25 protein-coding genes and 1 pseudogene are annotated in these 23,715 nt (G+C 69.5%); 13 read left to right on the forward strand and 13 right to left on the reverse strand.

What is annotated here, in order from left to right:
- Nucleotides 1-38: 38 nt before the first annotated feature.
- The 3 genes from HOV77_RS10855 to HOV77_RS10865 form a co-directional block, all read right to left on the reverse strand.
- Nucleotides 39-611 carry a septal ring lytic transglycosylase RlpA family protein gene (locus HOV77_RS10855; RefSeq protein WP_290860954.1) on the reverse strand — a complete coding sequence of 191 codons (573 nt, stop codon included), beginning with the start codon at nucleotides 609-611 and terminating at the stop codon, nucleotides 39-41.
- 165 nt (nucleotides 612-776) lie between these two features.
- Nucleotides 777-1,973: a TRAM domain-containing protein gene (locus tag HOV77_RS10860; RefSeq protein WP_290860956.1), complete on the reverse strand. Its 1,197-nt coding sequence runs from the start codon at nucleotides 1,971-1,973 to the stop codon at nucleotides 777-779.
- Nucleotides 1,970-4,012 (reverse strand): APC family permease, encoded by a 2,043-nt coding sequence (locus tag HOV77_RS10865; RefSeq protein ID WP_290860958.1) that lies wholly within the window; start codon nucleotides 4,010-4,012, stop codon nucleotides 1,970-1,972. Before HOV77_RS10865 ends, HOV77_RS10860 begins: the two co-directional genes overlap by 4 nt.
- Nucleotides 4,013-4,181: 169 nt before the next feature.
- Here HOV77_RS10865 and HOV77_RS10870 point away from each other — a divergent pair, with 169 nt between their 5' ends.
- Nucleotides 4,182-4,844, forward strand: a complete 663-nt coding sequence (locus tag HOV77_RS10870; RefSeq protein WP_290860960.1) for a TrkA family potassium uptake protein — start codon at nucleotides 4,182-4,184, stop codon at nucleotides 4,842-4,844.
- Nucleotides 4,845-4,853: 9 nt separating this feature from the next.
- A complete protein-coding gene (locus HOV77_RS10875; protein ID WP_290860962.1) occupies nucleotides 4,854-5,513 on the forward strand; it encodes a TrkA family potassium uptake protein in 660 nt (219 codons plus the stop codon).
- Between the two features lie 91 nt (nucleotides 5,514-5,604).
- Here the strand turns inward: HOV77_RS10875 and HOV77_RS10880 are convergent, their stop codons facing one another.
- From HOV77_RS10880 to dut, 4 genes are read right to left on the reverse strand one after another with little or no spacing between them, the layout of a single operon-like run.
- Nucleotides 5,605-6,312, reverse strand: a complete 708-nt coding sequence (locus tag HOV77_RS10880; protein WP_290860964.1) for a DUF3159 domain-containing protein — start codon at nucleotides 6,310-6,312, stop codon at nucleotides 5,605-5,607.
- 7 nt (nucleotides 6,313-6,319) lie between these two features.
- Nucleotides 6,320-6,718 carry an OB-fold nucleic acid binding domain-containing protein gene (locus HOV77_RS10885; RefSeq protein ID WP_290860966.1) on the reverse strand — a complete coding sequence of 133 codons (399 nt, stop codon included), beginning with the start codon at nucleotides 6,716-6,718 and terminating at the stop codon, nucleotides 6,320-6,322.
- A 56-nt stretch (nucleotides 6,719-6,774) separates the two neighbouring features.
- Entirely contained in the window at nucleotides 6,775-7,512 is a 738-nt protein-coding gene (locus tag HOV77_RS10890) for a DUF3710 domain-containing protein (protein ID WP_290860968.1), read from the reverse strand.
- On the reverse strand, nucleotides 7,512-8,012 hold the full coding sequence (gene dut, locus HOV77_RS10895) for a dUTP diphosphatase (RefSeq protein WP_290860970.1): 501 nt from the start codon (nucleotides 8,010-8,012) through the stop codon (nucleotides 7,512-7,514). Before dut ends, HOV77_RS10890 begins: the two co-directional genes overlap by 1 nt.
- 68 nt (nucleotides 8,013-8,080) lie before the next feature.
- On the opposite strand from dut, the gene HOV77_RS10900 reads away from it, so the two are divergent.
- Complete coding sequence (locus HOV77_RS10900) at nucleotides 8,081-8,587, forward strand: DUF3093 domain-containing protein (RefSeq protein ID WP_290860972.1); 507 nt, start codon at nucleotides 8,081-8,083, stop codon at nucleotides 8,585-8,587.
- A 13-nt stretch (nucleotides 8,588-8,600) separates the two neighbouring features.
- On the opposite strand, the gene HOV77_RS10905 is transcribed toward HOV77_RS10900, so the two are convergent.
- Both HOV77_RS10905 and HOV77_RS10910 read right to left on the reverse strand, forming a co-directional pair.
- A complete protein-coding gene (locus tag HOV77_RS10905) occupies nucleotides 8,601-9,464 on the reverse strand; it encodes a hypothetical protein (protein ID WP_290860974.1) in 864 nt (287 codons plus the stop codon).
- 78 nt (nucleotides 9,465-9,542) lie between these two features.
- Nucleotides 9,543-9,839 carry a DUF4193 domain-containing protein gene (locus tag HOV77_RS10910; RefSeq protein WP_290860976.1) on the reverse strand — a complete coding sequence of 99 codons (297 nt, stop codon included), beginning with the start codon at nucleotides 9,837-9,839 and terminating at the stop codon, nucleotides 9,543-9,545.
- Nucleotides 9,840-10,248: 409 nt separating this feature from the next.
- On the opposite strand from HOV77_RS10910, the gene HOV77_RS10915 reads away from it, so the two are divergent.
- On the forward strand, nucleotides 10,249-10,794 hold the full coding sequence (locus HOV77_RS10915) for a LytR C-terminal domain-containing protein (RefSeq protein ID WP_290860978.1): 546 nt from the start codon (nucleotides 10,249-10,251) through the stop codon (nucleotides 10,792-10,794).
- A gap of 4 nt (nucleotides 10,795-10,798) precedes the next feature.
- Here the strand turns inward: HOV77_RS10915 and HOV77_RS10920 are convergent, their stop codons facing one another.
- Nucleotides 10,799-11,605: an inositol monophosphatase family protein gene (locus HOV77_RS10920; RefSeq protein WP_290861155.1), complete on the reverse strand. Its 807-nt coding sequence runs from the start codon at nucleotides 11,603-11,605 to the stop codon at nucleotides 10,799-10,801.
- A gap of 225 nt (nucleotides 11,606-11,830) precedes the next feature.
- Here HOV77_RS10920 and HOV77_RS10925 point away from each other — a divergent pair, with 225 nt between their 5' ends.
- The 4 genes and pseudogenes from HOV77_RS10925 (at nucleotide 11,831) to HOV77_RS10940 (ending at nucleotide 16,945) form a co-directional block, all read left to right on the forward strand.
- Nucleotides 11,831-13,519 (forward strand): RNA polymerase sigma factor, encoded by a 1,689-nt coding sequence (locus HOV77_RS10925; RefSeq protein ID WP_290860980.1) that lies wholly within the window; start codon nucleotides 11,831-11,833, stop codon nucleotides 13,517-13,519.
- A 481-nt stretch (nucleotides 13,520-14,000) separates the two neighbouring features.
- Nucleotides 14,001-14,237, forward strand: coding sequence for a hypothetical protein (locus tag HOV77_RS10930; protein WP_290860982.1), 237 nt, complete (start codon nucleotides 14,001-14,003; stop codon nucleotides 14,235-14,237).
- Nucleotides 14,238-14,338: 101 nt separating this feature from the next.
- Nucleotides 14,339-14,956: pseudogene (locus HOV77_RS10935) on the forward strand (trimeric intracellular cation channel family protein); the annotation flags it as partial.
- 261 nt (nucleotides 14,957-15,217) lie between these two features.
- Complete coding sequence (locus HOV77_RS10940; protein ID WP_290861157.1) at nucleotides 15,218-16,945, forward strand: DEAD/DEAH box helicase; 1,728 nt, start codon at nucleotides 15,218-15,220, stop codon at nucleotides 16,943-16,945.
- 48 nt (nucleotides 16,946-16,993) lie between these two features.
- Here HOV77_RS10940 and HOV77_RS10945 read toward each other — a convergent pair whose 3' ends face one another.
- The gene (locus HOV77_RS10945) at nucleotides 16,994-17,236 is read right to left on the reverse strand and encodes a DUF3039 domain-containing protein (protein WP_290860984.1); all 243 of its coding nucleotides are present in this window, start codon (nucleotides 17,234-17,236) and stop codon (nucleotides 16,994-16,996) included.
- Nucleotides 17,237-17,327: 91 nt separating this feature from the next.
- On the opposite strand from HOV77_RS10945, the gene HOV77_RS10950 reads away from it, so the two are divergent.
- The 4 genes from HOV77_RS10950 to HOV77_RS10965 are packed head-to-tail and all read left to right on the forward strand — an operon-like array spanning nucleotide 17,328 to nucleotide 20,064.
- A complete protein-coding gene (locus HOV77_RS10950) occupies nucleotides 17,328-18,236 on the forward strand; it encodes a pseudouridine-5'-phosphate glycosidase (protein ID WP_290860986.1) in 909 nt (302 codons plus the stop codon).
- 10 nt (nucleotides 18,237-18,246) lie between these two features.
- Nucleotides 18,247-19,155, forward strand: a complete 909-nt coding sequence (locus HOV77_RS10955; protein ID WP_290860988.1) for a PfkB family carbohydrate kinase — start codon at nucleotides 18,247-18,249, stop codon at nucleotides 19,153-19,155.
- A 4-nt stretch (nucleotides 19,156-19,159) separates the two neighbouring features.
- Entirely contained in the window at nucleotides 19,160-19,501 is a 342-nt protein-coding gene (locus HOV77_RS10960; RefSeq protein ID WP_290860990.1) for a DUF3099 domain-containing protein, read from the forward strand.
- The gene (locus HOV77_RS10965; RefSeq protein ID WP_290860992.1) at nucleotides 19,498-20,064 is read left to right on the forward strand and encodes a DNA-3-methyladenine glycosylase I; all 567 of its coding nucleotides are present in this window, start codon (nucleotides 19,498-19,500) and stop codon (nucleotides 20,062-20,064) included. Before HOV77_RS10960 ends, HOV77_RS10965 begins: the two co-directional genes overlap by 4 nt.
- A gap of 52 nt (nucleotides 20,065-20,116) precedes the next feature.
- Here HOV77_RS10965 and sigB read toward each other — a convergent pair whose 3' ends face one another.
- Nucleotides 20,117-21,088: an RNA polymerase sigma factor SigB gene (gene sigB / locus HOV77_RS10970; protein WP_290860994.1), complete on the reverse strand. Its 972-nt coding sequence runs from the start codon at nucleotides 21,086-21,088 to the stop codon at nucleotides 20,117-20,119.
- Nucleotides 21,089-21,222: 134 nt separating this feature from the next.
- Here sigB and HOV77_RS10975 point away from each other — a divergent pair, with 134 nt between their 5' ends.
- On the forward strand, nucleotides 21,223-21,999 hold the full coding sequence (locus tag HOV77_RS10975) for a sporulation protein (protein ID WP_290860996.1): 777 nt from the start codon (nucleotides 21,223-21,225) through the stop codon (nucleotides 21,997-21,999).
- 180 nt (nucleotides 22,000-22,179) lie between these two features.
- Here HOV77_RS10975 and HOV77_RS10980 read toward each other — a convergent pair whose 3' ends face one another.
- Nucleotides 22,180-23,658: a methyltransferase gene (locus tag HOV77_RS10980; RefSeq protein ID WP_290860998.1), complete on the reverse strand. Its 1,479-nt coding sequence runs from the start codon at nucleotides 23,656-23,658 to the stop codon at nucleotides 22,180-22,182.
- Nucleotides 23,659-23,715 lie beyond the last annotated feature (57 nt).

The raw sequence follows: 23,715 nt of genomic DNA on the forward strand, positions 1-23,715 counted from the left end.
AACAACGAGCCGAACAAAGCCGCAGCCAGAGGACAGGTTCACCGAAGGATGTCGTAGCGAACGCGTACAGAACCCTTGTCGAGGTCGTCGATGACGTCGAAGGCAGCCCGGGAAAGGTCCAGGCAGCGGCCGGAGACGTAAGGCCCGCGGTCGTTGATGCGTACGACGACGGACTTTCCGGTGTCCAAACTGGTCACTCGGACGCGCGTGTCGAAGGCGATCGTCTTGCTCGCGGCGGTCAGCGCGTCCGGGTCGAACGTCTCACCGTTCGCGGTCTGCTGCGGCTCGTCGTAGAACGACGCTCCGCAGGTTCCGCTCGAGACGACGGCGCGCGTCTTGGTCGGGGTGGGTGACGCCTTGGTGGTACGCGTACCGCCGCGCGACGCCGGGGTGGAGCTGGACCGGCTCGGGGTGGCCGACGGACTGGCCGTAGGACTGGACGATGTAGGCGCCGCAGCGGGAGTCGCAACGGAAGCCGTCGTCGGCAGCGACGTGGGGGTGCCGACGTGCGCGATGGCGGCGGCTCCGCCGGCGATGATCGCAGTGGCGACGACAGCGGTCGTTATGGGAGCGAGGTACCGGCGGGCACCCGGCTTGCTGTGGTTCGACAAGATCCTGACCTTTCGCGGGGGTTCCAGGACAGGCCATCGAACCTAGTCAGGGTGCCGGGTGCCGGGTCAAAAGGATCATGCCCATTGGCCCGGGTATGCCCGTTATTCCCGACCGTTCGACCGAGGCGTACAGGGCCCGGACGTGCCGAAACAGGTCGGAGCCCGCTACGAACCGGCTGGGACCAGCAGCGCGACGCACTCGACGTGGTGGGTGAACGGGAAGCAGTCGAACGCCCGGAGCTGGGCGAGTTCCCAGCCCAGCCCGGCGAAGGTCGCGAGGTCTCGGGCCAGGGCGGCCGGATCACAGGCGACGTAGGACACAGCTCGCGCGCCCGAAGCGGCTACGGCTGTGACCACCTGCTTGCCTGCGCCCGTCCGGGGCGGATCGAGGACGACGAGATCCACAGGTCCATTGACTGCGGGCTTGCCGCGCCGTGGCGCGAGCGCACGTTCGACCGTCGACTCCAGGATGCGTACGGGCAGCTGGGCGAGGTTCTGCCGAGCGGCGGCCACGCCGTCGGGAGCCGACTCGACCAAGGTCACCTGGCCGGTGACGCCGAGGTGGTCGGCGAGGGCGGCGGCGAACAGCCCAGCCCCGCCGTAGAGGTCCCACGCCGTCTCCCCCGGCTTCGGCGCGAGCTGCTCGATCACGGCGTCGGCCAGGGTCTGCGCGGCGGCCGGATGCACCTGCCAGAAGCCACCGGCGGCGAGGGTGAAGTCGTGCCCGACCGCGCGCTCCACGATCGGCCGGGCCGGATCGGTCACCACGAACGCCGGTTCGCTCGATGGAGCCACCGTCTCGACGGCATCGGTGGACCACGTCCGGTCCAACACCGGCAGCGCTCGGATCCCGGGGTGGGCGATCATGCAGCGCTCGATCGGGACGACCTCGTGCGAGCGGTGTTTACGCAGCCCGGCGCGACCCTCTGCGTCCACTGTGTACCGTACGCGGGTGCGCCAGCCGGTGTCGGGTTCGCCATCCGCACCTACCGGCGACGGCAACTGCTCTACGCGTACCACTTGATCGAGGTGCGCGAACCGCGCGAGCAGTTCCTGAACGACGGAGGCCTTCCACTGCAATTGCGCGGACGGCGAGACGTGCTGGAGGTCGCAACCACCGCAAGCATTGGGGCCGGACCACGGACAGGGCGCCGGTACGCGGTCCGGCGAGGCCTCGAGGATCTCGACGGCATCAGCCCGGACGTAGCCGCGGTGCACCTCGGTGACCTCGGCGATCACCCGCTCGCCGGGGAGCGCGTGCCGCACGAACAGCACCATGCCCTCATGCCGGGCGACACAGTGCCCGCCGTGGGCCGGCGCGCCGACGGTGACCTCGACCCGGTCGAGTTCAAGCAGCGTCATAGCACCGAGGCGTCGTCGGGCGATCGTTCGCCGCGCGTGGGCCCGAGCGCGGTACGCCGGTCGAAGCGATCGAGGTTCTTCGACGCGGTCGATGAGAGCTGCCAGGGCACGCTGGTGACCATGACGCCCGGCTCGAAGAGCAGCCGGGCCTTCAGCCGGAGCGCGGACTGGTTGTGCAGCAGGTTCTCCCACCAGTGACCGACGACGTACTCGGGGATGTAGACGGTGACGATGTCGCGTGGCGCGTCCTCGCGCTGCCGCTTGACGTACTCGATGATCGGCCGGGTGATCTCGCGATAGGGCGAGTCGATCACGGTCAGCGGCAGGCTGATGCCGCGGCGATCCCACTCGTCCTGAATGTGGCGGGTGTCGGCGGTGTCCACATTGACCGTCAGCGCGGTCAGCGTGTCGGGCCGGGAGGCCTTGGCGTACGCCAGCGCCCGCAGCGTCGGCATGTGCAACTTCGACACCAGGACGATCGCGTGGTTGCGGGCCGGCAGGATCGGCTTCTCCTCGGTCGGTTCCAGCTCCCGGGCGACGCGGTCGTAGTGCTTGCGGATGGCGACCATCAGCGCGTAGATCACCGCCATCGCCGCGATCGAGATCCAGGCGCCCTTGGTGAACTTCGTGACCAGGACCAGGATCAGCACGAAGCCGGTCAGGATCATGCCGAACGTGTTGATCGCCCGCGAGCGCTTCATCTTCGCGCGTACGCCGGGATCGCGTTCGGTTCGCAGGAGCCGGTTCCAGTGCCGGATCATGCCGGTCTGCGACAGCGTGAACGACACGAACACGCCCACGATGTAGAGCTGGATCAGCTTGGTGGTCTCCGCCCGGAAGGCCACGACCAGCACCGCCGCCGCGGCCGCCAGGAAGACGATGCCGTTGGAGAAGGCCAGCCGGTCGCCCCGGGTGTGCAGCTGCCGCGGCAGGAACCGGTCCTGGGCCAGGATCGAGCCGAGCACCGGGAAGCCGTTGAACGCCGTATTGGCCGCGAGGACGAGGATCAGCGCGGTCATCGTCAGCACGATGAAGTAGCCGAACCGGAAGTCGCCGAAGACCGTCTCGGCCAGCTGCGCGGTGACCGTCGGCTGCTTGGTGAAGGGCGCGGTGCCCTCGATCTGGCTCTCGGCGCACCCGATCGCCGGGTTGACCTCGAAACACTCGACGTACTGCAGCTTGGTCGCCCGCGCCAGCAGGATGATGCCGGCCATCATGGCGATCGAGATCGAGCCGAGCAGCAGCAGCGTGGTCGCCGCGTTCCTCGACTTCGGCGGCTTGAACGCCGGTACGCCGTTGGAGATCGCCTCGACACCGGTCAACGCGGCACAGCCCGAGGAGAACGCCCGGACCAGCAGGAAGACGAAGGCGAAGCCGGCGCCCACGTACAGCCCGTGCTCCGGCTTGATCGTCATGTCGGCACTGGGCGCCCGCAGATCCTGGCCGGCGACGAAGATCCGCCAGACGCCGACGATGATCATGACGCCGATCGCCACCATGAACGCGTACGTGGGCACGGCGAAGGCGCTGCCCGCCTCCCGGATGCCCCGCAGGTTCATCGCGGTGAGCACGGCGATCAGAATCACCGCGACGCCCACCTTGTGCTCGCCGACATATCCGATCATGTCACCGAGGGCGTCCACGCCGGACGAGATCGACACCGCGACGGTCAAGACGTAGTCCACAAGCAGCGCGCTGGCGACCGTCAGGCCGAACTTGGACCCCAGGTTCACCGTGGCGACCTCGTAGTCACCGCCACCCGACGGGTACGCGTGCACGTTCTGCCGGTAGGAGGCGACCACCGTCACCATCACCACCGCGACGGCGAGCGCAATCCACGGCGAGTACAGGAACGCCGCCGCACCCGCCGCCGACAACGTCAACAGGATCTCGGCCGGGGCGTACGCGACCGAAGACAACGCGTCGGAGGCGAACACCGGCAGCGCGATCCGCTTCGGCAGCAGCGTGTGATGCAGCCGGTCCGAGCGGAACGGTCGACCCAGGAGCAGGCGTTTCAGCACGGACGTCGGGTTCGGCACACCCGCAGCCTACGGCCCTTTCCTTTGCTGCACCGCCCAGGGCGGCTCGCGTGCCGCGCCCACGCTTCCGCAGGGTGGCCCGGTGCGGCTCGGGCGTTCCGTGGCGGGTGGCCCGGTGCGGCTCGGCCGGATGTGGCACGCTCAGATCAACAGCGACAGGAGGCGCCGGGTGCATATCGTGATCATGGGCTGCGGACGGGTGGGGTCCACCGTCGCGCACAGCCTGGAGAGCCGAGGCCACTCGGTGGCCGTCATCGACCAGGACGGCGACGCGTTCCGCCGCCTCCCGGCCGACTTCTCCGGGATCACCGTGACCGGGGTCGGCTTCGACCGCGAGGTCCTGATCCAGGCCGGGATCGAACGGGCCGACTGCTTCGCCGCCGTGTCCAGCGGAGACAACTCCAACATCATCTCGGCCCGGCTGGCCCGGGAGACGTTCGGCGTACCGAACGTGGTGGCGCGCATCTACGACCAGAACCGCGCCGAGGTCTATGAGCGCCTGGGCATCCCGACCGTCGCCACGGTGCGGTGGACCGCCATGCGTGTCGTCCGGCATCTGCTCCCCGAGGACACCGGCGAGGTCTGGCGCGACCCGACGAGCGTCGTGTCGATCGTCGAAGCGCCGCTGCACGCGGACTGGATCGGCCGGCCGCTCTCCGCGATCGAGGAGGCCTCCGGCACGCGCGCGGCGTACGTCATGCGCTTCGGACTGGGCATCCTGCCCACCGTCTCGACCGTCCTCCAGGACGGCGATCAGCTGTTCATGCTGGTCACCGACGAGATCGCGGCGGCTGTCCGCAAGGTCACCGGCTCCGCCCCCACCGCACACTGAGGAGTCCGCATGCGCGTCGCCATCGCCGGAGCCGGCAACGTCGGCCGCTCGATCGCCCAGGAGCTGGTCGAGAACGGCCACCAGGTCCTGCTGATCGAAAAACTGCCCAAGATGTTGCGGCCGGAACGCGTACCGGCCGCGGAGTGGGCCCTCGCCGACGCCTGCGAGCTGTCCAGCCTCCAGGAGCTCGACATCGCCAGCTGTGACGTCGTGGTCGCGGCGACCGGCGATGACAAGGTGAACCTGGTCGTGTCGCTGCTGGCCAAGACCGAGTTCGCGGTCGCCCGGGTCGTCGCCCGGGTCAACCGGGCCGAGAACGAGTGGCTGTTCACCGAGCAGTGGGGGGTGGACGTCTCCGTCAGCAAGCCACGCCTGATGGCCGCGCTGGTCGAGGAAGCGGTCACGGTCGGCGACCTGGTCCGGCTGATGACCTTCCGGCAGGGCGAGGCCAATCTGGTCGAGATCACCCTGCCGTCGACCGCGCCCTACGTCGGGCGACCGGTCCGCGAAGTCCCGCTGCCGCCGGACTCCGCCCTGGTCGCGATCGTGCGGGGACGCCGGGTCATCGCGCCGAGTCCCGACGACCCGATCGAGTCGGGCGACGAACTCATCTTCGTGTGCACGGCCGCTGTCGAGGAACAGGTACGCGCGACGCTGCTGGGCGTTTGACGGTTCAGTTGCAGATCACGGTTACGCGTGCTTCCTGAATCCACCAGGCGCGGAAGCGTGCGTAACCGTGATCTGCAGAAGGTCTGCGGGGTCAGGCGGCGTCAGCGGCGCGGATACGCCGGACGGCGTACACCGTGAGCGCCAGGAGCAGTAGGTAAGGCGGGTAGCCGAGGACGATCCGGGCGATGCCCAGGGCGACGTCGGCGTGCGCCAGGTAGAGCAGGTACTGCAGGCCGGCCTTGATGATGTAGGTGGCCGCCCACAGCACGGTCAGCCAGGCGAACGCCCGGACCAGCCGGGGTTCGGCCCGCCAGCCCTTCTTGCCGCCGTCCGCGACGACGGAGTAGATCCAGCCGACCAACGGCTGCCGGAAGACCACCGAGGCCAGCAGCGCGATGCCGTAGCAGAGGCTGTAGATGATCCCGGGCAGGTAGAACGAGCGCTCTTCGCCGGACCGCCAGGCCAGGATCGCGCCGAGCGCGATGCCGACGAGCCCGTTGATCGCGAACCGCACCGGCTTGCCCTGCGCCAGCCGCCATCCGGCCAAGCCGACCGCCACCCCGACGGACGCGATGATGGCCAGCTTGAGGGCGGGCTTGTCGCCGAGCGCGGTGAAGCTCCCGTCCGGCACGACGGCGTCGAAGATCATGTTGGCGATGATGAAGACGAGCACCGGGATGCCGGACTCGACCAGCCCACGCCAGCCCCCGAGCTGCTCGGCCATCTGCTCCGACAAGGGCGGCAGCTTCTCCGGGTCACGTTCGTCGGTCACGACCGGTCCACGCGCGTCATCGGTCATCGGTGCCTCACTTCGGGGCGTCGAGCGAATAGTGCGGGTTGTAGATGACCTTGCGGCCGTCCCGGACGGCGACGCGCCCGGCGGCGGTCAGCGCCCGGCCCGGTTCGATGCCGGCGATGTGCCGCCGACCGAGGAAGACAAGGGTCACGACGTCTGTGCCGTCGTAGAGCTCCGCCTCCAGGGTCGGCAGGTTCGTCCGCGGCGTGTAGACCACGGTACGCAGTCGGCCCGACAGCTTCACGAGCTCGCCGCGGCGTACGCGGTCGGCGCAGACGCAGTCGGCCTTGGCGCTCTCCCGCCGGACCTCCTCCGACTCGAGCTCTTGATCACTCGCGGTGAATTTCCGCAGGAAACGCCGTAGACCGGACGCCTCCGGCTGGGACTGATGATCCTCGACGGCCGCCATGACCCCGTCGTCACACCCTCTCAAGCATCAATGCGACTTCTCTAGCGTACGTCGATTCATGCCCGGCGGGGCCGGGGCGAGGGCTTGCGCTTTTCCTCGCCACCCGGAGTGGCGGTAATGGCGGGCTCCCCGTCGGTGGCGGCCTGAGCGGCGGCCGCGTCGGCCATCTCCCGGGGGAGGCGTAGCAACAGCGGCTCCCGGACCGGCTTGGCCTCCGGTCCCCGGGCCACCACGAGGCCCTGGAGGCACTCGACGAGGGGCTCTGCGGTGCCCGGGTCGATCGCGGCCGGGCCCTGATAGACGCCGCGCACCATCCAGCGCGGCCCGTCCACGCCGACGAAGCGCAGATCGGTCAGGCCGTCCGGCGTACGCACGCGGGCGCGCAGCTCGGTGCCGTAGTCGCCGGGCTCCTCCTCGGCTGCCACACCGTCGTCGAACAACGACTTGCGGATCTCTCCGCGTACCTCGTCCCAGATGCCTTCGCCCCGGGGGGCGGCGAAGACGCCGAGCTGCAGGGCGCTGTCGCCGTACACGAGGACCACCTGCTGGATGATCCCCTCGGCGTCGGCCTGCACCCGCAGGTCCACGCCGTCGATCGCCGGGACGAGCAGTGCGCCGAGATCGAGCCGGGCCACCCCCTCGGGCGCCTCCGACTGGTCGTAGGGGCCGACCGGGCCCGACGGCTCGCCGAACTCCGCCGGGAGGTCGTCGGCGTCAGCCGGGGTACGGCGTTCCGCGCCGCGCCGCGGAGCGTCGGCCTTCGCGTGTCGGCCGCTGCGCTGGCGGGAGAACATCACTGCATCGCCTTTCCGATCGGGGCGCCGGTGACACTACCGGCCGCGAGCGCGGCGTGACCACCCGTCGAACCGTGGCCGCCGTCGCCGCGTACCGACTCCGGCAGCTCCTGGACGAGATGGAACGCGGCCCTCTCTACCCGTTGTACAACAAGCTGGGCGATCCGGTCACCTCGAGCGACGTGCGCGGTGTTCCGGGGGTCGTGGTTGATGAGATTGACGAGGATTTCGCCCCGATAGCCCGCGTCGACCGTGCCGGGGGCGTTCAGCACCGTGAGACCGAGTTTCGCGGCGAGCCCCGAGCGCGGGTGGACGAGCCCGACGAAGCCCTCGGGCAGCGCCACCGCCACCCCCGTACGCACCATGCGCCGTTCGCCTGGGGCGAGCGTCACATCCTCGGCCGCCACGAGATCGGCGCCGGCGTCGCCGGGGTGGGCGTACGCCGGGAGCGGCAGATCGGCGTCGAGCAGGCGCACGGCGATCTCAACCTGACTGGTCATTGCTTGAACCTCCGGGGGAAGGACCTTACCGAGTGCTCACCTGCGGCACGCGCGTACCCTCGGTCACCATGGCACCCGCACGGACAACGGCGACACCCCGTCTCACGGAACGGCTCACCGTCCCCTGGTGGTGGTGGCCGCTGGGCGGTGCGCTCGCCGCGCTCGCCGCGGGTGAGATCGGCCTCGGCGCGCCGGGTCCGCGGGGCTGGGCGCCGTTCGCCGTGTTGCTGCCGCTGACCGCCGCGCTGCTGCTGTGGTTCTCCCGTCTGCGTCTGCGGGTGGCAGACAACGAGAGCGGTCCGGAGTTCGAGATCACCTTCGGCAACGACCGGGCTCACCTGCCGTTGAGCGCCATCCGCGAAGTCGTCGCACTGGACGCCTCCGGCCGGGCCGACCTGCTCGGCCCGTACGCCGACCCCGATGCCTTCGTCGTCCTGCGCCCCTGGATCGGGACGGCGGTGCAGATCGTCCTCGACGATCCGGCCGACCCCACGCCCTACTGGCTGGTCTCGACGCGCCGCCCGGTGAAGCTGGCCGAGGCGCTCCGCGAACGGCTGTCCGCCAAGACGGCCTGAGCCCACCCGGCGGTCAGCTGGGCGGCAGCGACGGGGGCAACTCGGGGCCGGGCAACGCCGGCCGGTGCCGCAGCCGCAGATCCCGCCGCAGCGCCTCACCCAGCGCCTTGGTGGATCGCCGGTTGAGGTAGCTCGCGACGGCCGCACCGGTGAGGAGCGGCCCGAGAGTCGTCAGATTGCGACCGAGCCGCTTGACGATCATGTCCCGGAGTTCCTTGCGGGCGGCGGTCCCCAGGATCGAGGCGACCCCGCCACCGGGCAGGAACGGGTTCACGCCTCGTTTGTGCGCCCAGGACTGGAGCAGGGCCGCCGAACGTTGCGCGGTGGTGCCGCGGACCGGCTGGCCGTAGACCTCGTGCAGTTCGCCGATCAGCTTCAGCTCGATGCCGATCACCGCCACCGTCTCGACCGCGAGCAGGACCGGGGTGGACAGGAGCGTCGGCGGAACCGCCCACTGGACCGAACCGACACCGCCGCCGATCGCGCCGATCCCGCCGGTCGAGCGAGCGGCGTTGCGGATCAACCGCTCCGCGAGCGCGTCGCCGTCCAGACCGGGGAAGTGCCGGCGCAGGGTCTCGTAGTCGCGTACCGGCACATGCGGCGCGAGATCGGCCACCGCGTCGGTGACCCAGCGGACGGCCTTGCCGGGCTGGAAGAGCTTGCCGACGCCGCGCCCGCGCAGGGCGGTGACCATGCGGGAGATCGCCTTGCGGCGGCTGGCGCTGTCCAGATCGGACTCCGCCAGCTCCGCCACCGCTTTGCTGAAGCCGTCGACGTCGGCGGCCTGCTCGTCGAAGGTGTCCGGCGGGCCGGCCGGATCGCCGGTACGGCCGGTGCCCGGCACGTCGTCGCCGGGCACCGGATTCTCGCTCGCCATCGCCAGCCTCCTACCGCGTCGGTGGTCTGAGAACAGTTGACCCGACTCGGTCAACCGCCGCCACCCCAAACTGCCGGATCAGATGCACTCGCGGCAGATCGGCAGGCCGTTCTTCTCCCCGGCCAGCTGACTGCGGTGATGCACCAGGAAGCACCGGGAGCAGGTGAACTCGTCCGCCTGCAGGGGCACCACCTTGACGCTGAGCTCCTCGTCGGTGAGGTCGGCTCCTGGCAGCTCGAAGCTCTCCGCAACCTCGGTCTCGTCGACGTCTACGCTGCCCGACTGCGAGTCGACGCGGCGGGCCTTGAGCTCCTCAAGGCTGTCTTCGCCGAGTTCGGCCTCGTCACGGCGCGGGGCGTCGTAGTCGGTCGCCATCGGTTCTCTCACACTCCACTAACTCGAATTCCTGCGGTGCATCCAAAGCCGCGCCGCGCGTGGGCGTCGCCGGCCGGTCCCAGCGGACGCGGCACAATACCTCGCCTGTGTCGGTGATGTACGCCCGAGCGCGCCGGGATGTTCCCAATGTGACTGAGCCGACAACCGAGCGAGACAAAAGTAGGGTCAGCGACCGCCCGAACATCGTCGGCGCGCCGGTGGATATTCGGGCTTTCCGCCGGGTCCTGCCCTCCCGGGCGGCGTCCAACGGTTACCCTCACCGTGCTGGGCCGGTGCGCGTCACCCTGTCCGGCAGGCCGGACGGCCTGTCGGCCGAGGACGTGTCGCCCCCGTTACGCCACATCGACAATCCTTCTGATATCGACTGACATCGACGGGGAGCTGGGACATGAGCTTCGCACGCATCCGAGCGCTGGCGCTGGTCGCCGTACTCGTGCTGGCCGCCGGAGTGCTGACCGTCATGGCCTTGGTCAAGGGGTCGGGCAGCTCGGCGACACCGGACGCGTGCCCGTCGGGCTACACCGTCGTGGACATGAAGCTCCCGGACGACCCCCGGACCATCCACATCAACGTCTACAACGCGACGGACAAGGCCGGCCTGGCGACGAGTGTGAAGCTGGACTTCGAGTACCGGCGGTTCAAGGTCGAGAAGACGGGGAACAACCCGCTGGGCAAGCCGGTCAGCGGCGTGGCGATTCTGCGCTACGGCCCGAAGCGGGTCGGCGCGGCGTACGTGCTGGACGCGTACTTCCTGAACAACGCCGTCCATGAATATGACAAGAATCGGACTGACGAGACCGTCGACGTGATCCTCGGCCCGGGTTTCAAGCAGCTCGCCACCCAGACCGAGGTCAACCAGGCGTTCACCGCCCTGGCCGGCGCGGGTGGGCCGCAGTTGCCCAAGAACTCCTGCGCCGCCAAGGAAGACAACTGACGTCCTAGGGTCCGCTGTCGGCCCGCAAGGCGACGAGTTCGTCATGCAGCTGCTCGTGCAACGCCGGTGGCGCGGCGAGCGCCATGTCGCCACCGGCCGGCTTGCCGGTCAGCCCGGTCACGAGCAGTCCGGCCTCCTGAGCGATCAGCCCGCCCGCGGCCAGATCCCACGGATTCAGGCCCCGCTCGTAGTACGCGTCGAGCATGCCTTCGGCCGCCGCGCACAGGTCGAGCGCGGCCGAACCGAATCGGCGGATGTCGCGTACGCGGGTGATCAGCCCGGCCACCACCACGCCCTGCTGCGCTCGCTGGTCCGCCGAGTAGCCGAAGCCGGTGCCGACCAACGCCTGTGCCAGCACGGTCTGCGCCGAGCCGGTGAGCCGCCGGTCGCCCCGCCACGCTCCCCCGCCCAGGGTCGCGTGCCACTCGTCGCCGGAGGCGGCGTTGACCACCACGCCGGCGATCACCACTCCGTCGGCCTCGGCGGCGATGGAGACGGCGTACTGGGGTAATCCGTAGAGGTAGTTCACCGTGCCGTCGATCGGGTCGATGACCCAGCGGACACCACTGGCCGCCGTGTCGTCCTGTACGCCGTACTCCTCGCCGAGGAACCCGTCGTCGGGCCGGGCCGCCCTGATTTCTTCGACGATCTGCCGTTCCACCGCCCGATCAGCGGCGGTGACCACGTCGGTCGCCGTACTCTTGGTATCGACGTGCCCGATGGCCTCGGTTCGCGTCCGGCGAGCAGTTTCCGCCGCTCGCCGGGCCACCCGCTGGGCCAGCCCGAGCAGCTCTCGTGCATCCTGATCCACCACGTTCCCATCCTCGCAAAGGCACGATCGGCGCGCGCGATGGGATGATCACCAGAGACGGCGCTACAATTCACGCCTGCCGCCCTCCGCCGCCGGGCCGACACCCTCGCGGCGAGCCGGTGGCTCCCAATCCGATACACCCGGCCGTGTCCCACGGCGCGCCCGCGGGCCGGCCGGAGGGCGCCCATGCTGATAAGCCCACTCGCTGATGACGGAAGGTCGTTCGTGACAGAAGCCCGCCAGATCGGCGCCGACGTACGGTCGCTCACCGACGCTCTCCTCGCCCAGGCCGCCGAGGCCGGTGGCCAGTTGACGCAAGCGGAGATCGCTCGTTCCGTCGAAGCCGCCGAGGTCACCCCGACTCAGGCCAAGAAGCTGTTGCGCGCCCTCTTCGAGGCGGGCGTGACGGTGGTGGCCGACGGGCGGACCGCCAAGGCTCCCGCGAAGAAGGTCGCAGCCGCGCGCTCGGCGACCCCGGCCTCCAAGGCGACCACCGCCAAGGCGACGCCCGCCAAACCGGCTGAGAAGCCCGCTGCCAAGCCCGCCGGCAAGACCCCCGCCCAGGGTGGTCCGATCGACGGCGACGGCGCTGAGGCGGTCGTCGAGCCGATCGAGAAGGCTGCCGCGAAGAAGGCGGCGGCTCCGGCTGCGAAGAAGGCTGCTCCGGCCAAGAAGGCGGCGCCGGCCAAGAAAGCCGCCGCCAAGGAGGAAGGCGACGCCGATCCGGCGGCCGCCAAGAAGGCCGCGCCCGGCAAGAAGGCCGCGCCGGCCAAGAAGGCGGCCGACGGCAAGGAGAAGGCGCCGGGCGAGGAGCCCGACGTCGAGGACCTGGAAGTCGAGGAGCTCGCCGGCGACCTCGAGGACGTGGTCGTCGACGAGCCCGTCGAGATGGCTCAGGCCGCCGCCGCGGATGCCGCCGCAGCCGACGACTTCGACTGGGACGCCGAGGAGTCCGAGGCGCTCAAGCAGGCCCGTAAGGACGCCGAACTCACCGCCTCGGCCGACTCCGTCCGGGCGTACCTGAAGCAGATCGGCAAGGTCCCGCTGCTGAACGCCGAGCAGGAGGTGGAGCTCGCCAAGCGGATCGAGGCCGGGCTCTACGCGGCGGAGCGGCTGCGCGCGGCCGACGAGGGCGAGCTGACGCTGGTCCGCGACATGCAGCGCGACCTGCTCTGGATCTCCCGCGACGGCGACCGGGCCAAGAACCACCTGCTGGAGGCCAACCTCCGGCTCGTGGTCAGCCTCGCCAAGCGGTACACGGGCCGGGGGATGGCGTTCCTGGATCTGATCCAGGAGGGCAACCTGGGTCTGATCCGGGCGGTCGAGAAGTTCGACTACACCAAGGGTTACAAGTTCTCGACGTACGCCACCTGGTGGATCCGGCAGGCGATCACGCGGGCGATGGCCGACCAGGCCCGCACGATCCGCATCCCGGTGCACATGGTCGAAGTGATCAACAAGCTCGGCCGCATACAGCGTGAGCTGCTGCAGGACCTGGGCCGGGAGCCGACTCCGGAGGAGTTGGCCAAGGAGATGGACATCACCCCGGAGAAGGTGCTGGAGATCCAGCAGTACGCCCGGGAGCCAATCTCGCTGGACCAGACCATCGGCGACGAGGGCGACAGCCAGCTCGGCGACTTCATCGAGGACTCCGAGGCGGTCGTCGCGGTCGACGCGGTCTCCTTCTCGCTGCTGCAGGACCAGCTCCAGCAGGTGCTCCAGACGCTGTCCGAGCGCGAGGCGGGCGTCGTCCGGCTGCGCTTCGGGCTGACCGACGGCCAGCCGCGGACGCTGGACGAGATCGGCCAGGTCTACGGGGTGACCCGGGAGCGCATCCGGCAGATCGAGTCCAAGACCATGTCGAAGCTGCGCCACCCGTCGCGATCGCAGGTCTTGCGCGACTATCTCGACTAAGTCTCTGCGGCGGTCGACCGCCGTCTCACTACGCAGGAACAGGGCCCCCGAGTGGGGCCCTGTTCGCGTTCAGCGAACAGTCCCCCAGACGGGCCTGCGAAACCGGACATTGAGCGCGACGGCGGTGGTTTTCGTGGCATACAGTGGGGCGGAATTGCCGTGGATTTCCCTCCAACACTCCACCGAACGTATCGGTCTGGTCACCGTGCGTACGAACTCAGGGGTGTGACCGGGCCGCTATCGCAAAGTCCGTGTTGACGTGGCACGCTGGGGGAACGCAAGGTTGGGGCACGTGGGGCCCTTCATATGTCCCAACCGAACCGTGTGGTCCGCCCCCGATGTGAGTTGAATCCAAGCTCGGATCGGGAAGCCCGTCCACGGCACCGACGTTGGAGGGTGAGTGGGCGTAAGGAAGGAACCGCCGGCAGGTTCGGCGGAGAACGAACGGACCAGCATCGGTGACGATCAGAGGAGGCCGGGCATGACAGCGACCCTCACACCGCCGCCGGAGACGGCGACGGCTCAAGACGCCGATGAGCGCTGCGACCGCTGCAACGCGGCGGGCAAGCTGCGCATCGTGCTCGCCGGTGGTGGTGAACTGGTGTTCTGCGGGCACCACGCGAACAAGTACGCCGACGACCTGGTGAAGATCACCGTCGACTACACCGTCGAGCCGGACTTCACCTGGCGGGGCAGCGAGCTCATTGCCAAGAACTAACCCCCAGACGGTGTGACCTAGACTCCAGACCCCGTCGTGCCGGGTGTGCGGCACGGCGGGGTTTTCGCATGCCAGGGCAGGCTCGCCGATAGCATTCCCCGGTGGACTCCAGCGAAGCCCTGCTCATCGCCGACCTGACCGGCGTCGCGGTCTTCGCGGTCTCCGGTGCTTCGGCGGGCGTCTACAAGCACCTCGACGCCTTCGGCGTGGTCTTCGTGGGGTTCGTCGCCGCGCTCGGTGGTGGCATCTTCCGGGACCTGGCGATCGACACCGTCCCGCCGTTGGCCTTCGCCGACTGGCGGTACTCCGTGACCGCCGTGGTCGCGTCGCTGGCGACCTTCTGGCTGCATCCACACCTCGGCAAGATCGTGCGGACGATCCTGACGCTCGACGCGGCCGGTCTTGCGCTCTTCACCGTCACCGGCACGCTCAAGGCCCTGAACGATCCCACTCCCGTCCCGGCCGTCGGCGCGTGCTTCATCGGCATGCTCACCGGCATCGGCGGCGGCCTGATGCGCGATCTGCTCACCGGGGAGATCCCCCTCGTGCTGCGCAAGGAGATCTACGCCGTCGCGTCGCTCGCCGGCGCGGCCGTGGTCGCCACCCTCAACTGGCTCCACGACGACAAGGTCATCCCGTTGTTCCTGGCCGGGTTGCTGGTGTTCGTGATCCGGATGATCGCGGTCAAGCGCCAATGGTCCGCGCCGACGGCCCGGCCCGTCGTGGCCGGTCCGACCGGCTGGCCGAGCACGCCGCTGCGCCGTCGCCGGTTCGGCGCCTGGCCGTCCGACCGACGGGCCGCTCAGGGGGGCTGGCCCACTCGACAGGGCTGGCCCGGCGAGCCCGATCAGCCCGGCGACACGCGGGGATGGCCCGAGACGGGCAGCCCGGACTGGGGCTCCGAATCGGACAGCGAGCCAGGCCAGGGCCCTGACGCACCCACCCGGTAAAGTTTGGCGGTGCCACTCGAGACCGCTCGCATGAACCCCGATCCGGACACCTTTCCCTCTCTGCGAGCCTGGCAGCGTAAAGCTCTCGTCGAGTACCTGCGGCGGCGGTCGCCGGACTTCCTCGCCGTCGCCACCCCGGGTGCGGGAAAGACCACATTCGCGCTTCGCATCGCCGCCGAGCTGCTCGCCGACGGCACCGTCGAGCGGGTCACCGTGGTCGCCCCCACCGAGCACCTCAAGACCCAGTGGTCGCTCGCGGCCGCGCGGGTCGGCATCCAGCTCGACTCGGCGTTTCGCAATTCCGACGGGTACGCCTCTCGCGACTTCCACGGCGTGGTCGTCACGTACGCCCAGGTCGGCATGGCCCCCATGGTCCACCGCCGGATGACGATGACGAAGCCGACGCTGGTCATCCTGGACGAGATCCATCACGCGGGCGATTCGCGGAGCTGGGGCGACGGCGTACTGCAGGCCTTCGAACCGGCCGAGCGGCGGCTGATGCTGACGGGGACCCCGTTCCGGTCCGACGACAACCCCATCCCGTTCGTCGAGTACGTCCGCGACGGCGCCGACGGACTGCCCCGCAGCCGGGCCGACTCGACCTACGGGTACGCCGATGCACTGACCGACGGCGTCGTCCGTCCGGTGATCTTCCTGGCGTACTCGGGCGAGACGCGGTGGCGGACCAGTGCCGGGGATGAACTCGCCGTCCGACTCGGCGAGCCGATGACGCAAGACGTGGTGGCCCAGGCTTGGCGGACCGCACTTGATCCGAGTGGCGACTGGATGCCGCAGGTGCTCCGGGCAGCCGACGCCCGCCTCCAGGTGAAACGGGCCGGTGGGATGCCCGACGCCGGCGGTCTGGTCATCGCCTCGGATCAGCAGGCCGCCCGGGCGTACGCGAAGCTGCTGGAGCGCATCACCGGGGAGAAGGCGATCGTCGTGCTCTCCGACGACGCCGGCTCGTCGAAGCGGATCGCCGACTTCGCCAACGGCGGCGAACGGTGGCTCGTCGCCGTCCGGATGGTCTCCGAAGGCGTCGACATCCCGCGGCTGGCCGTCGGGGTGTACGCCACCAGCGCTTCGACGCCGTTGTACTTCGCGCAGGCGATCGGCCGGTTCGTCCGGGCTCGGCAGCCCGGCGAGACCGCCAGCGTCTTCCTGCCCAGCGTCCCGCACCTGCTCGGGCTGGCCTCCGAGATGGAGATGCAGCGCGACCACGTCCTCGGGGCGCGGAACAAGCGCGAAGGGTTCGACGACGACCTGCTGGAGCGGGCGCAGCAGAGCGAGGACGCCAGCGGGGAGCTGACGAAGAAGATCGAGGCGTTGTCCGCCACCGCCGAGCTGGATCAGGTGATCTTCGACGGGGCGACGTTCGGCCTCCCGGCCCAGGCCGGTACGCCGGAAGAGGAGGAGTTCCTCGGGCTCCCTGGACTCCTCACGCCGGACCAGGTCGCAGCGCTGTTGCACAAACGCCAGGCCGATCAGGTGGCCGCCGCGCGGAAGCGGTCGAACGCAGCCGCCACTGCGGCAGTGGCGTCGGGCGTACCGGCGCAGCCGCGGGACATGTCGGCTGCCGAGCGCCGCCTGCACCTACGGCGGCAGCTGAACGCGCTGGTGGCCGCCCATCATCACCGGACGAACCTGCCGCACGGGAAGATCCATGCCGAGTTGCGCCGGCTCTGCGGTGGCCCGCCGAGCGCGCAGGCCACCATCGAGCAGCTCGAAGAGCGGATCGCCACCATTCAAACGATGTGAGATACGGCGAAGCCCCGCGTCAGCGGGGCTTCGGGCCGGATGGGCGGGTCACTCCTCAAGCGACTCGTAGATCTCCTTGCACTCCGGGCAGACCGGGAAGCGGCTGGGGTCGCGCGTGGGAACCCAGACCTTTCCGCACAACGCCCGGATCGGCGTGCCCTCGATCAAGGCCGCCATGATCTTGTCCTTCGGCGCGTAGTGCGAAAAGCGCTCGTGGTCGCCCTCTTCGAGGCGGTAATCGGTGTCGGTGCGCTCTTCGATGAGCGTGCCGGTCTCAGGGGTCGTACTCACCCCTCAAGTCTCTCAGAGTCTGAGCCTGTCGGCGAGTGGGATAGCGACTACCAGCAACGGAGTGTCCGACCCGCCCGCTAGGTTAGGTGGCGTGAGCATCAGGTTGAGCGAGGAAGTGGCGACCGCCCTCGAAGAAGGCGCGCCGGTAGTGGCACTGGAAAGCACGATCGTCTCGCACGGGCTACCCCGACCGGACAATCTGCGCATCGCACGCGAAATTGAAGAAACCGTACGGAAGAACGGCGCGCTGCCTGCCACCATAGGCATGGTCGAAGGCGAGCTGGTCGTGGGGCTGTCCGACGCCGAGTTGACCCGGCTCGCCACCCGCGACGACGTCGTCAAACTCTCCGTACGCGACCTCGCCACCGCGGCCGCGAAGAAGGCCGACGGCGCGACGACCGTGGCCAGCACGTCTGCCATCGCGGCAGCGGTCGGCATCGGTGTCTTCGCCACTGGTGGGCTCGGCGGCGTACACCGCGAGGCCAACCAGACCTTCGACGAGTCGGCCGACCTCATCACCCTGGCCCGGACGCCGATCGCAGTCGTGTGCGCGGGGGTGAAGTCGATCCTCGACGTCGGGGCCACCCTCGAACGCCTGGAGACGCTCGGCGTCGGCGTACTCGGCTATCGCACGCTGCGATTCCCCGGGTTCTTCATCACCGACTCCGGCTTCGACCTGACCTGGTCGGTCGAGAGCCCGGACGAGATCGCCACCGTCATGCAGGCGCAGAACGAGCAGGGTCTGCACGAGGCCGGCCTGATCGTGGCCAACCCGCTCCCGGTGAACGAACAGCTCGACCCGGACCTGCACGACAAGACGCTCGCCGAGGGCCTCCGCCTGGTGGCCGAGCGCAAGATCACCGGCAAGGACGTCACGCCCGCGCTGCTCGCCCACTTCCACTCGGCCACCGAGGGTAAGAGCCTGGAGGTCAACGTCCGGATCATCCTGCACAACTCCGCTCTCGCCGCGCAGATCGCCGCGGCCGCCAGCCGCCTGTGAAGCCCTGAACATGACCACTATCTGCTGCGTCGGCGACATCATCACCGACGTCCTCGCCGCGCTGCAGGCCCCGCTCGCCCCGGAGTCGGACACACCCGCGCACATCCAGGTCGCCGGGGGCGGCCAGGCCGCGAACACCGCATCCTGGCTGGCGGCGTCGGGTGCGGATGTCGTGCTCGTCGGCGCGATCGGCGACGATCAGTCCGGTCGGGACCGGGTCGCCGAACTCACCGCGGCCGGCGTGCGCGTTGCGGCTCAGGTCTGCCCCGGCTCGGCCACCGGCGCGATCGTCGTCCTGTCGACGCTGCACGGCCGCAGCATGATCACCGACCGTGGGGCCAATCTGCTGCTCACCCCGGAATCCGTGGCGGCCGGACTCAGCGACGCCGGCCGACTGCACCTATCGGCGTACACGTTGCTCGATCCGGGCTCGAGGCGCGCGGGTCGCTATGCGCTCGACCAGGCCCTGGCCCGCGGGATCGCGGTCAGTGTCGACGCGGCGTCCGCGCATCCGCTCGAGCAGGTGGGCCCAGAGCTTTTCTTCTCCTGGGTACGCGGAACGCAGATCCTGCTCGCGAACAGTGATGAAGCACGAGTCCTGGCTGGTGACGGTACCCCGGAAGAGCAGGCGCGGCGGCTGGCCGACGCGGTCGAGGGATCGGCGGTCGTCAAACTCGGCGGGCGGGGGGCGGTGTGGGCGCTGCCGGATGGCGAGACGATCAGCGCGCCCGCCCCCGAGGTACGCACCCTGGACACGACGGGTGCCGGTGACGCGTTCGCCGCCGGGCTGATCGGGGCGCTGGCCGCCGGCGCGTCGCCCGAGAAGGCCCTGGAAGCCGCCACGGCCCTTGGTTCGCAGGCGGTCACGACGTTGGGCGCGAGGCCGCCGGTGCGGGTTCCGTCAGAAGTGGGACGATGAAGGTATGGCTCGCAACGCCCCCATTCTGATCACCGACGCTGAGCCGAGTCTCGACAAGCAGCGACACAGCCGGGAGATCCGCTACCTGGTCATGATGTCGCTGCGGGCCGTCTGCCTCCTGCTGGGCTCGTTGCTGGCCGTCTGGCAGGTCCCCCTGCTGTGGCTGTGGCTGCTGCTCTGCGGGCTGGGCATGGTGCTGCTGCCGTGGATCGCCGTCATGGTCGCCAACGACCGCCCGGTCAAGCCGGAGCATCGGTGGCGTCACCGGCCGCCGGCCGCTGCCGGGACCTCCACCACTGAGCTGCCGACGCAGCCCGCCGGAAAGACTATCGACGTAGAACAATGAGTGATCTGATCATGGGGCCAGACGGCCTGGCCCGGTGCCCCTGGGGTGCGAGTACGCCCGACTACGAGGTCTACCACGACACCGAGTGGGGTCGTCGGATCGAAGGCGACGACGCCTTGTTCGAGCGGTTGACGCTGGAGGGGTTCCAGTCCGGCCTGTCCTGGCTGACCATCCTGCGTAAACGGGAGAACTTCCGGGCCGCGTTCGCCGGATTCTCCATTCCGGCGGTCGCCGCCTTCGGGCCGGACGACGTCGAACGACTCCTCGCCGACACCGGGATCGTCCGCAACCGGGCGAAGATCGAGGCGACCCTGCACAACGCCCGGGTGGCTGACACGCTGGACCTGTCCGAGCTGCTCTGGTCGTTCGCTCCCCCGCGACGGGGCCGCCCGGCGGCGCTGAGCGCCGTCCCAGCGGTCACCTCCGAGTCCACTGCGATGGCGAAGGCGTTGCGGAAGCGGGGATTCCGGTTCTTCGGGCCGACGACGGCGTACGCCCTGATGCAGGCGACTGGGATGGTCGACGACCACCTGGACGGCTGCCACGTCCCCCTCCTCGCCTGACGCGGAACGGCGCGCCGACCGGAGGCCGACGCGCCGTTGGAGTTGGTGGGGGTCAGGCGGCGTACACGGCCAGGCGGCCGGCGCGCTCGGGCTGCCGAAGCTTCGACAGCGTGGTCTTCTCGATCTGACGGATGCGCTCGCGAGACAGGCCGAACTCTTTGCCGACCTCGTCCAGGGTGCGCTGGCGACCGTCGTCCAGGCCGAACCGCAGCCGGATCACGGCCTGCTCGCGCTGGCTGAGGGTGGCCAGCACGAAGGCGACCTCGCCGCGCAGCTGACCCATCGCCACACTGTCCTCAGTGGCCGGAGCCGCGCAGGAGACGAAGTCCCCGAGCGCGCTCTCGCCGTCGTCGCCGACGGCCTGGTCGAGGCTGACCGGCTCACGGTCGTAGGACATCAGCTCGATGACCTGGTACTCCGGGACCTCCAGGGCAGCGGCGAGCTGCGCGATGGAGGGCTCCCGGCCCAGCTGGACCGCCAAGTCACGGCGTACGCGGACCATGCGGTTCACCTGCTCCACCATGTGCACCGGGATGCGGATCGTGCGGGCCTGGTCGGCCATCGCCCGCGTGATCGCCTGCCGGATCCACCAGGTGGCGTACGTCGAGAACTTGTAACCCTTGGTGTAGTCGAACTTCTCGACCGCCCGGATCAGACCCAGGTTGCCCTCCTGGATCAGATCCAGGAACGCCATCCCCCGGCCCGTGTACCGCTTCGCAACGCTGACGACCAGGCGAAGGTTCGCCTCGAGCAGATGGTCTTTCGCGGCTCGCCCTTCGGCCACCACGATCGCCAGATCGCTCGCGGCCGGGCAGGCGTAGCCCGCCTCGTGCGCCGCCTCCAGGAGGTGCTCGGCCATGAGCCCGGCCTCCACCCGGCGCGCCAGCTCGACCTCCTGCTCCGCGGTGAGGAGCTTGGTCTTGCCGATCGCGTTCAGGTAGGCCCGGACCAGGTCCGAGGAGACGCCGCGCTCGTCGACGGCGTCGAGGTCGTTCGTCATGACCGTTACCGCGGTGTCGTCCATGGTCTCTCCCCGTTCACTGAACATGAGAAGAGCTTGCACTTGTACGCGTGAAGTGACGGTGAGCTGACTCAACCGCGGATGTGGCGTGGCTTACGCTTGCCCGCGAACGTGAAGTTCATGGGGAGGAACAAAACGTGTTGAACCGGTTGCGCCAGGTCTTCGGCGCCGGTGGACCGAGCGTCGCCACGACCCTGCACACCAAGCGCACCCAGCCCGGTGGCGACATCAGCGGCGTCGTCCAGGTGGTCGGCGGATCGCGGCCGGTCACCATCGCCAAGGTGGTCCTCGGACTGTCCACAAAGGTATGCGTGGACGGCGACGACACGCACTTCGACGACGTCTTCTTCGCCCGGCAGGCGTTGACCGGTCCGTTCGGGCTGGCTCCCGGCGAGGAACGGGAGTTCGCGTTCGAGTACCTCGTTCCCTACGAGACCCCGCTCACGACGATCGCCGGGCACCGGCTCGGTTCGGTCGAGCTCGGTCTGCGTACGGAGCTCGAAGTGGCACGGGCCTTCGACCGGAGCGACCTCGACCCGATCGAGACGACGGCCCTCGCTGCGCAGGACACGGTGGTCAAGGCGCTGCTGGACCTGGGATTCCGGATCATCCGGTCCGATGTGGAACATGGCTCGCTGCGTGGGGTGGACCAGACGCTGCCGTTCTTCCAGGAGATCGAGTTCCACCCCGCCGCCAAGTACGCCGCCATGCTCAACCAGCTCGAAGTCACCTTCGTCGCCGGGCCGGTCGCCACTCAGGTGGTCCTCGAACTGGACCGCCGGGGTGGCCTCATCCCCAATCGCGAGGTCTTCGGCCGCTTCGTCGTCGACCACTCGGCACTGGGCGACACCGACTGGAAGGGCACCCTGGACGACTGGATCATGGAGTCCTGCCGTCGCGGCGGACTCTTCTGAGCCGAAGTCGATCACCAAGCTACGGAGTCGATCACCCGGTAACCGGAGACGGCACCTGCGGAAACGCAATCGATCACCCCGACAAGTTCATGATCGCGCGGAAAGCGGCGCGCGCGGAAAGGGGGCGCGCGGAAAGGGGGCGGGGAGCACGGAAAGCCCCGAGGGGGGCAGCGCAGGGGCTCAGGTGGGGAGGAGGAGGCCGCGGGTGATCAGGTGGCGGACGATGCCCGCCAGCGACAGCGCCAGCAGCTCGGAAGGCGCCTCGTGAGCCGCGGCGAGCAGGCCGACGAGGTCGCGAAGCGAGGTGGAACCGTCACATCCCCCGACGAGGGAGACGATCAGCGGATCGATCTCCTCGGCCCAGTGCATACCGTCGGTCAGTTCGAGGATCTGCCGCTCGACCGCCCAACCGTCCGGGCTCATCGTGGCGTCCTGCCGGAGCCGCAACCCGGGAGCCGTACGCAGACGCAGATCAAGCAGCCCTTGTAGGTCCACATCGGACAGCCGGTCCTGCCGGTCGAACCACGCGGCGACCTGCTCCCCCACCGGCGGGTCGAGGCGCTGGAAGGCGTCCTCGCAGACCACGACGGGATCGTCGGAACCGCTGTAACGGGCGCTGATCAGGCCGAATCCGATGGACTCGATCTTGTTGCGGTCGAACCAATCCAGCCAGGCGGCCGCGCGCTGCGGATCGTGACCTTCGGCCGCGTCGTAGAGCCAGAGGCGTACGTAGTCGAGGGGTTCGGTGACCTCGCGCTGGATCACCCACAGGTCGCATCCGGTGCCCGCGAACCAGCCCGCGACACGCTCGGCCCAGTCCTCCCCCGCCACGTGCACCCAGTTCGCGAGGTACTGCAAAGTGCCGCCGGGGTTCAGCAGCCGAGGCGCGGCCGCCGCCAGCTCAGCGCATACGCCGTCGCCCGGCCGTCCCGAGTCACGATAGGTGTGGGTGGTCACGCCCGGTCCGACCACGAACGGCGGGTTGCTCACCACCTGGTCGAACCGCCGCCCGGCCACCGGCGCCAGCATGTCGCCGGACAACAGCTCCCACGACAGTCCGTTCAGGTGCGCGGTAGTCGCGGCGAACCGCAACGCCCGCTCCGACAGATCGGTCGCCGTGATCGCATCCACGTGTTCCGACAAATGCAGAGCTTGTACGCCGCATCCAGTGCCCAGATCCAGTGCGCTGCCGACGGGGCGACGGATGGTCGCATCGGCGAGCGTCATCGAAGCCATGCCGACGCCGAGCACGTGGTCGGCGGGAAGCGGACGGCCCGGCCGGGCCGCTGACGGCAGATCGGCGACGACCCACCAGTCGCCGTAGATGTCGAGGTCGACGCCGGCCCGCAGGCCACCCTCGGCCCGTTCGAGCAGCCCGGAGGCGATCGCCTGCGGCAGCGGCAGCGCGCCGAGTGCGCCCGCGACCGTCGCCTCCGGCTCGGTCTGCCCCGCGAGAAAAACCCGCACGAGTACGCCTAGAGCATCGTCCGCGCCGTCGGTGGCGGCCAACGTGGCCCGGAAGTCCTCCCGCTCAGCGGCGGCCCATGCCTCCGGCCCGATCCGGGCGGCGACCCCGGCTTGGGTGAACTCGGCGTCGACGAGCGCATCGCGTAGCTGATCGAGGCCGGCGCGGTCCAGGATGCCCTGCTGTTCGGTCACTGCCCTATCCTGCCAGGACCATGCCTTCGGACCTGATAGCGGCACTGATCCAACGCT

The sequence above is a fragment of the Hamadaea sp. genome (assembly GCF_013362815.1).
GTDB lineage: Bacteria > Actinomycetota > Actinomycetes > Mycobacteriales > Micromonosporaceae > Hamadaea.

What these genes read in the sequence shown, in the direction of transcription:
- HOV77_RS10960 (WP_290860990.1), top strand. Translation starts at nt 19,160, where the DNA reads ATGGCTCGCAACGCCCCCATTCTGATCACCGACGCTGAGCCGAGTCTC.
- HOV77_RS10915 (WP_290860978.1), top strand. Translation starts at nt 10,249, where the DNA reads ATGAGCTTCGCACGCATCCGAGCGCTGGCGCTGGTCGCCGTACTCGTG.
- HOV77_RS10940 (WP_290861157.1), top strand. Translation starts at nt 15,218, where the DNA reads ATGAACCCCGATCCGGACACCTTTCCCTCTCTGCGAGCCTGGCAGCGT.
- HOV77_RS10965 (WP_290860992.1), top strand. Translation starts at nt 19,498, where the DNA reads ATGAGTGATCTGATCATGGGGCCAGACGGCCTGGCCCGGTGCCCCTGG.
- HOV77_RS10860 (WP_290860956.1), bottom strand. Translation starts at nt 1,973, where the DNA reads ATGACGCTGCTTGAACTCGACCGGGTCGAGGTCACCGTCGGCGCGCCG.
- HOV77_RS10955 (WP_290860988.1), top strand. Translation starts at nt 18,247, where the DNA reads ATGACCACTATCTGCTGCGTCGGCGACATCATCACCGACGTCCTCGCC.
- HOV77_RS10890 (WP_290860968.1), bottom strand. Translation starts at nt 7,512, where the DNA reads ATGTTCTCCCGCCAGCGCAGCGGCCGACACGCGAAGGCCGACGCTCCG.
- HOV77_RS10930 (WP_290860982.1), top strand. Translation starts at nt 14,001, where the DNA reads ATGACAGCGACCCTCACACCGCCGCCGGAGACGGCGACGGCTCAAGAC.
- HOV77_RS10885 (WP_290860966.1), bottom strand. Translation starts at nt 6,718, where the DNA reads ATGGCGGCCGTCGAGGATCATCAGTCCCAGCCGGAGGCGTCCGGTCTA.
- HOV77_RS10880 (WP_290860964.1), bottom strand. Translation starts at nt 6,312, where the DNA reads ATGACCGATGACGCGCGTGGACCGGTCGTGACCGACGAACGTGACCCG.
- sigB (WP_290860994.1), bottom strand. Translation starts at nt 21,088, where the DNA reads ATGGACGACACCGCGGTAACGGTCATGACGAACGACCTCGACGCCGTC.
- dut (WP_290860970.1), bottom strand. Translation starts at nt 8,012, where the DNA reads ATGACCAGTCAGGTTGAGATCGCCGTGCGCCTGCTCGACGCCGATCTG.
- HOV77_RS10875 (WP_290860962.1), top strand. Translation starts at nt 4,854, where the DNA reads ATGCGCGTCGCCATCGCCGGAGCCGGCAACGTCGGCCGCTCGATCGCC.
- HOV77_RS10910 (WP_290860976.1), bottom strand. Translation starts at nt 9,839, where the DNA reads ATGGCGACCGACTACGACGCCCCGCGCCGTGACGAGGCCGAACTCGGC.
- HOV77_RS10905 (WP_290860974.1), bottom strand. Translation starts at nt 9,464, where the DNA reads ATGGCGAGCGAGAATCCGGTGCCCGGCGACGACGTGCCGGGCACCGGC.
- HOV77_RS10900 (WP_290860972.1), top strand. Translation starts at nt 8,081, where the DNA reads ATGGCACCCGCACGGACAACGGCGACACCCCGTCTCACGGAACGGCTC.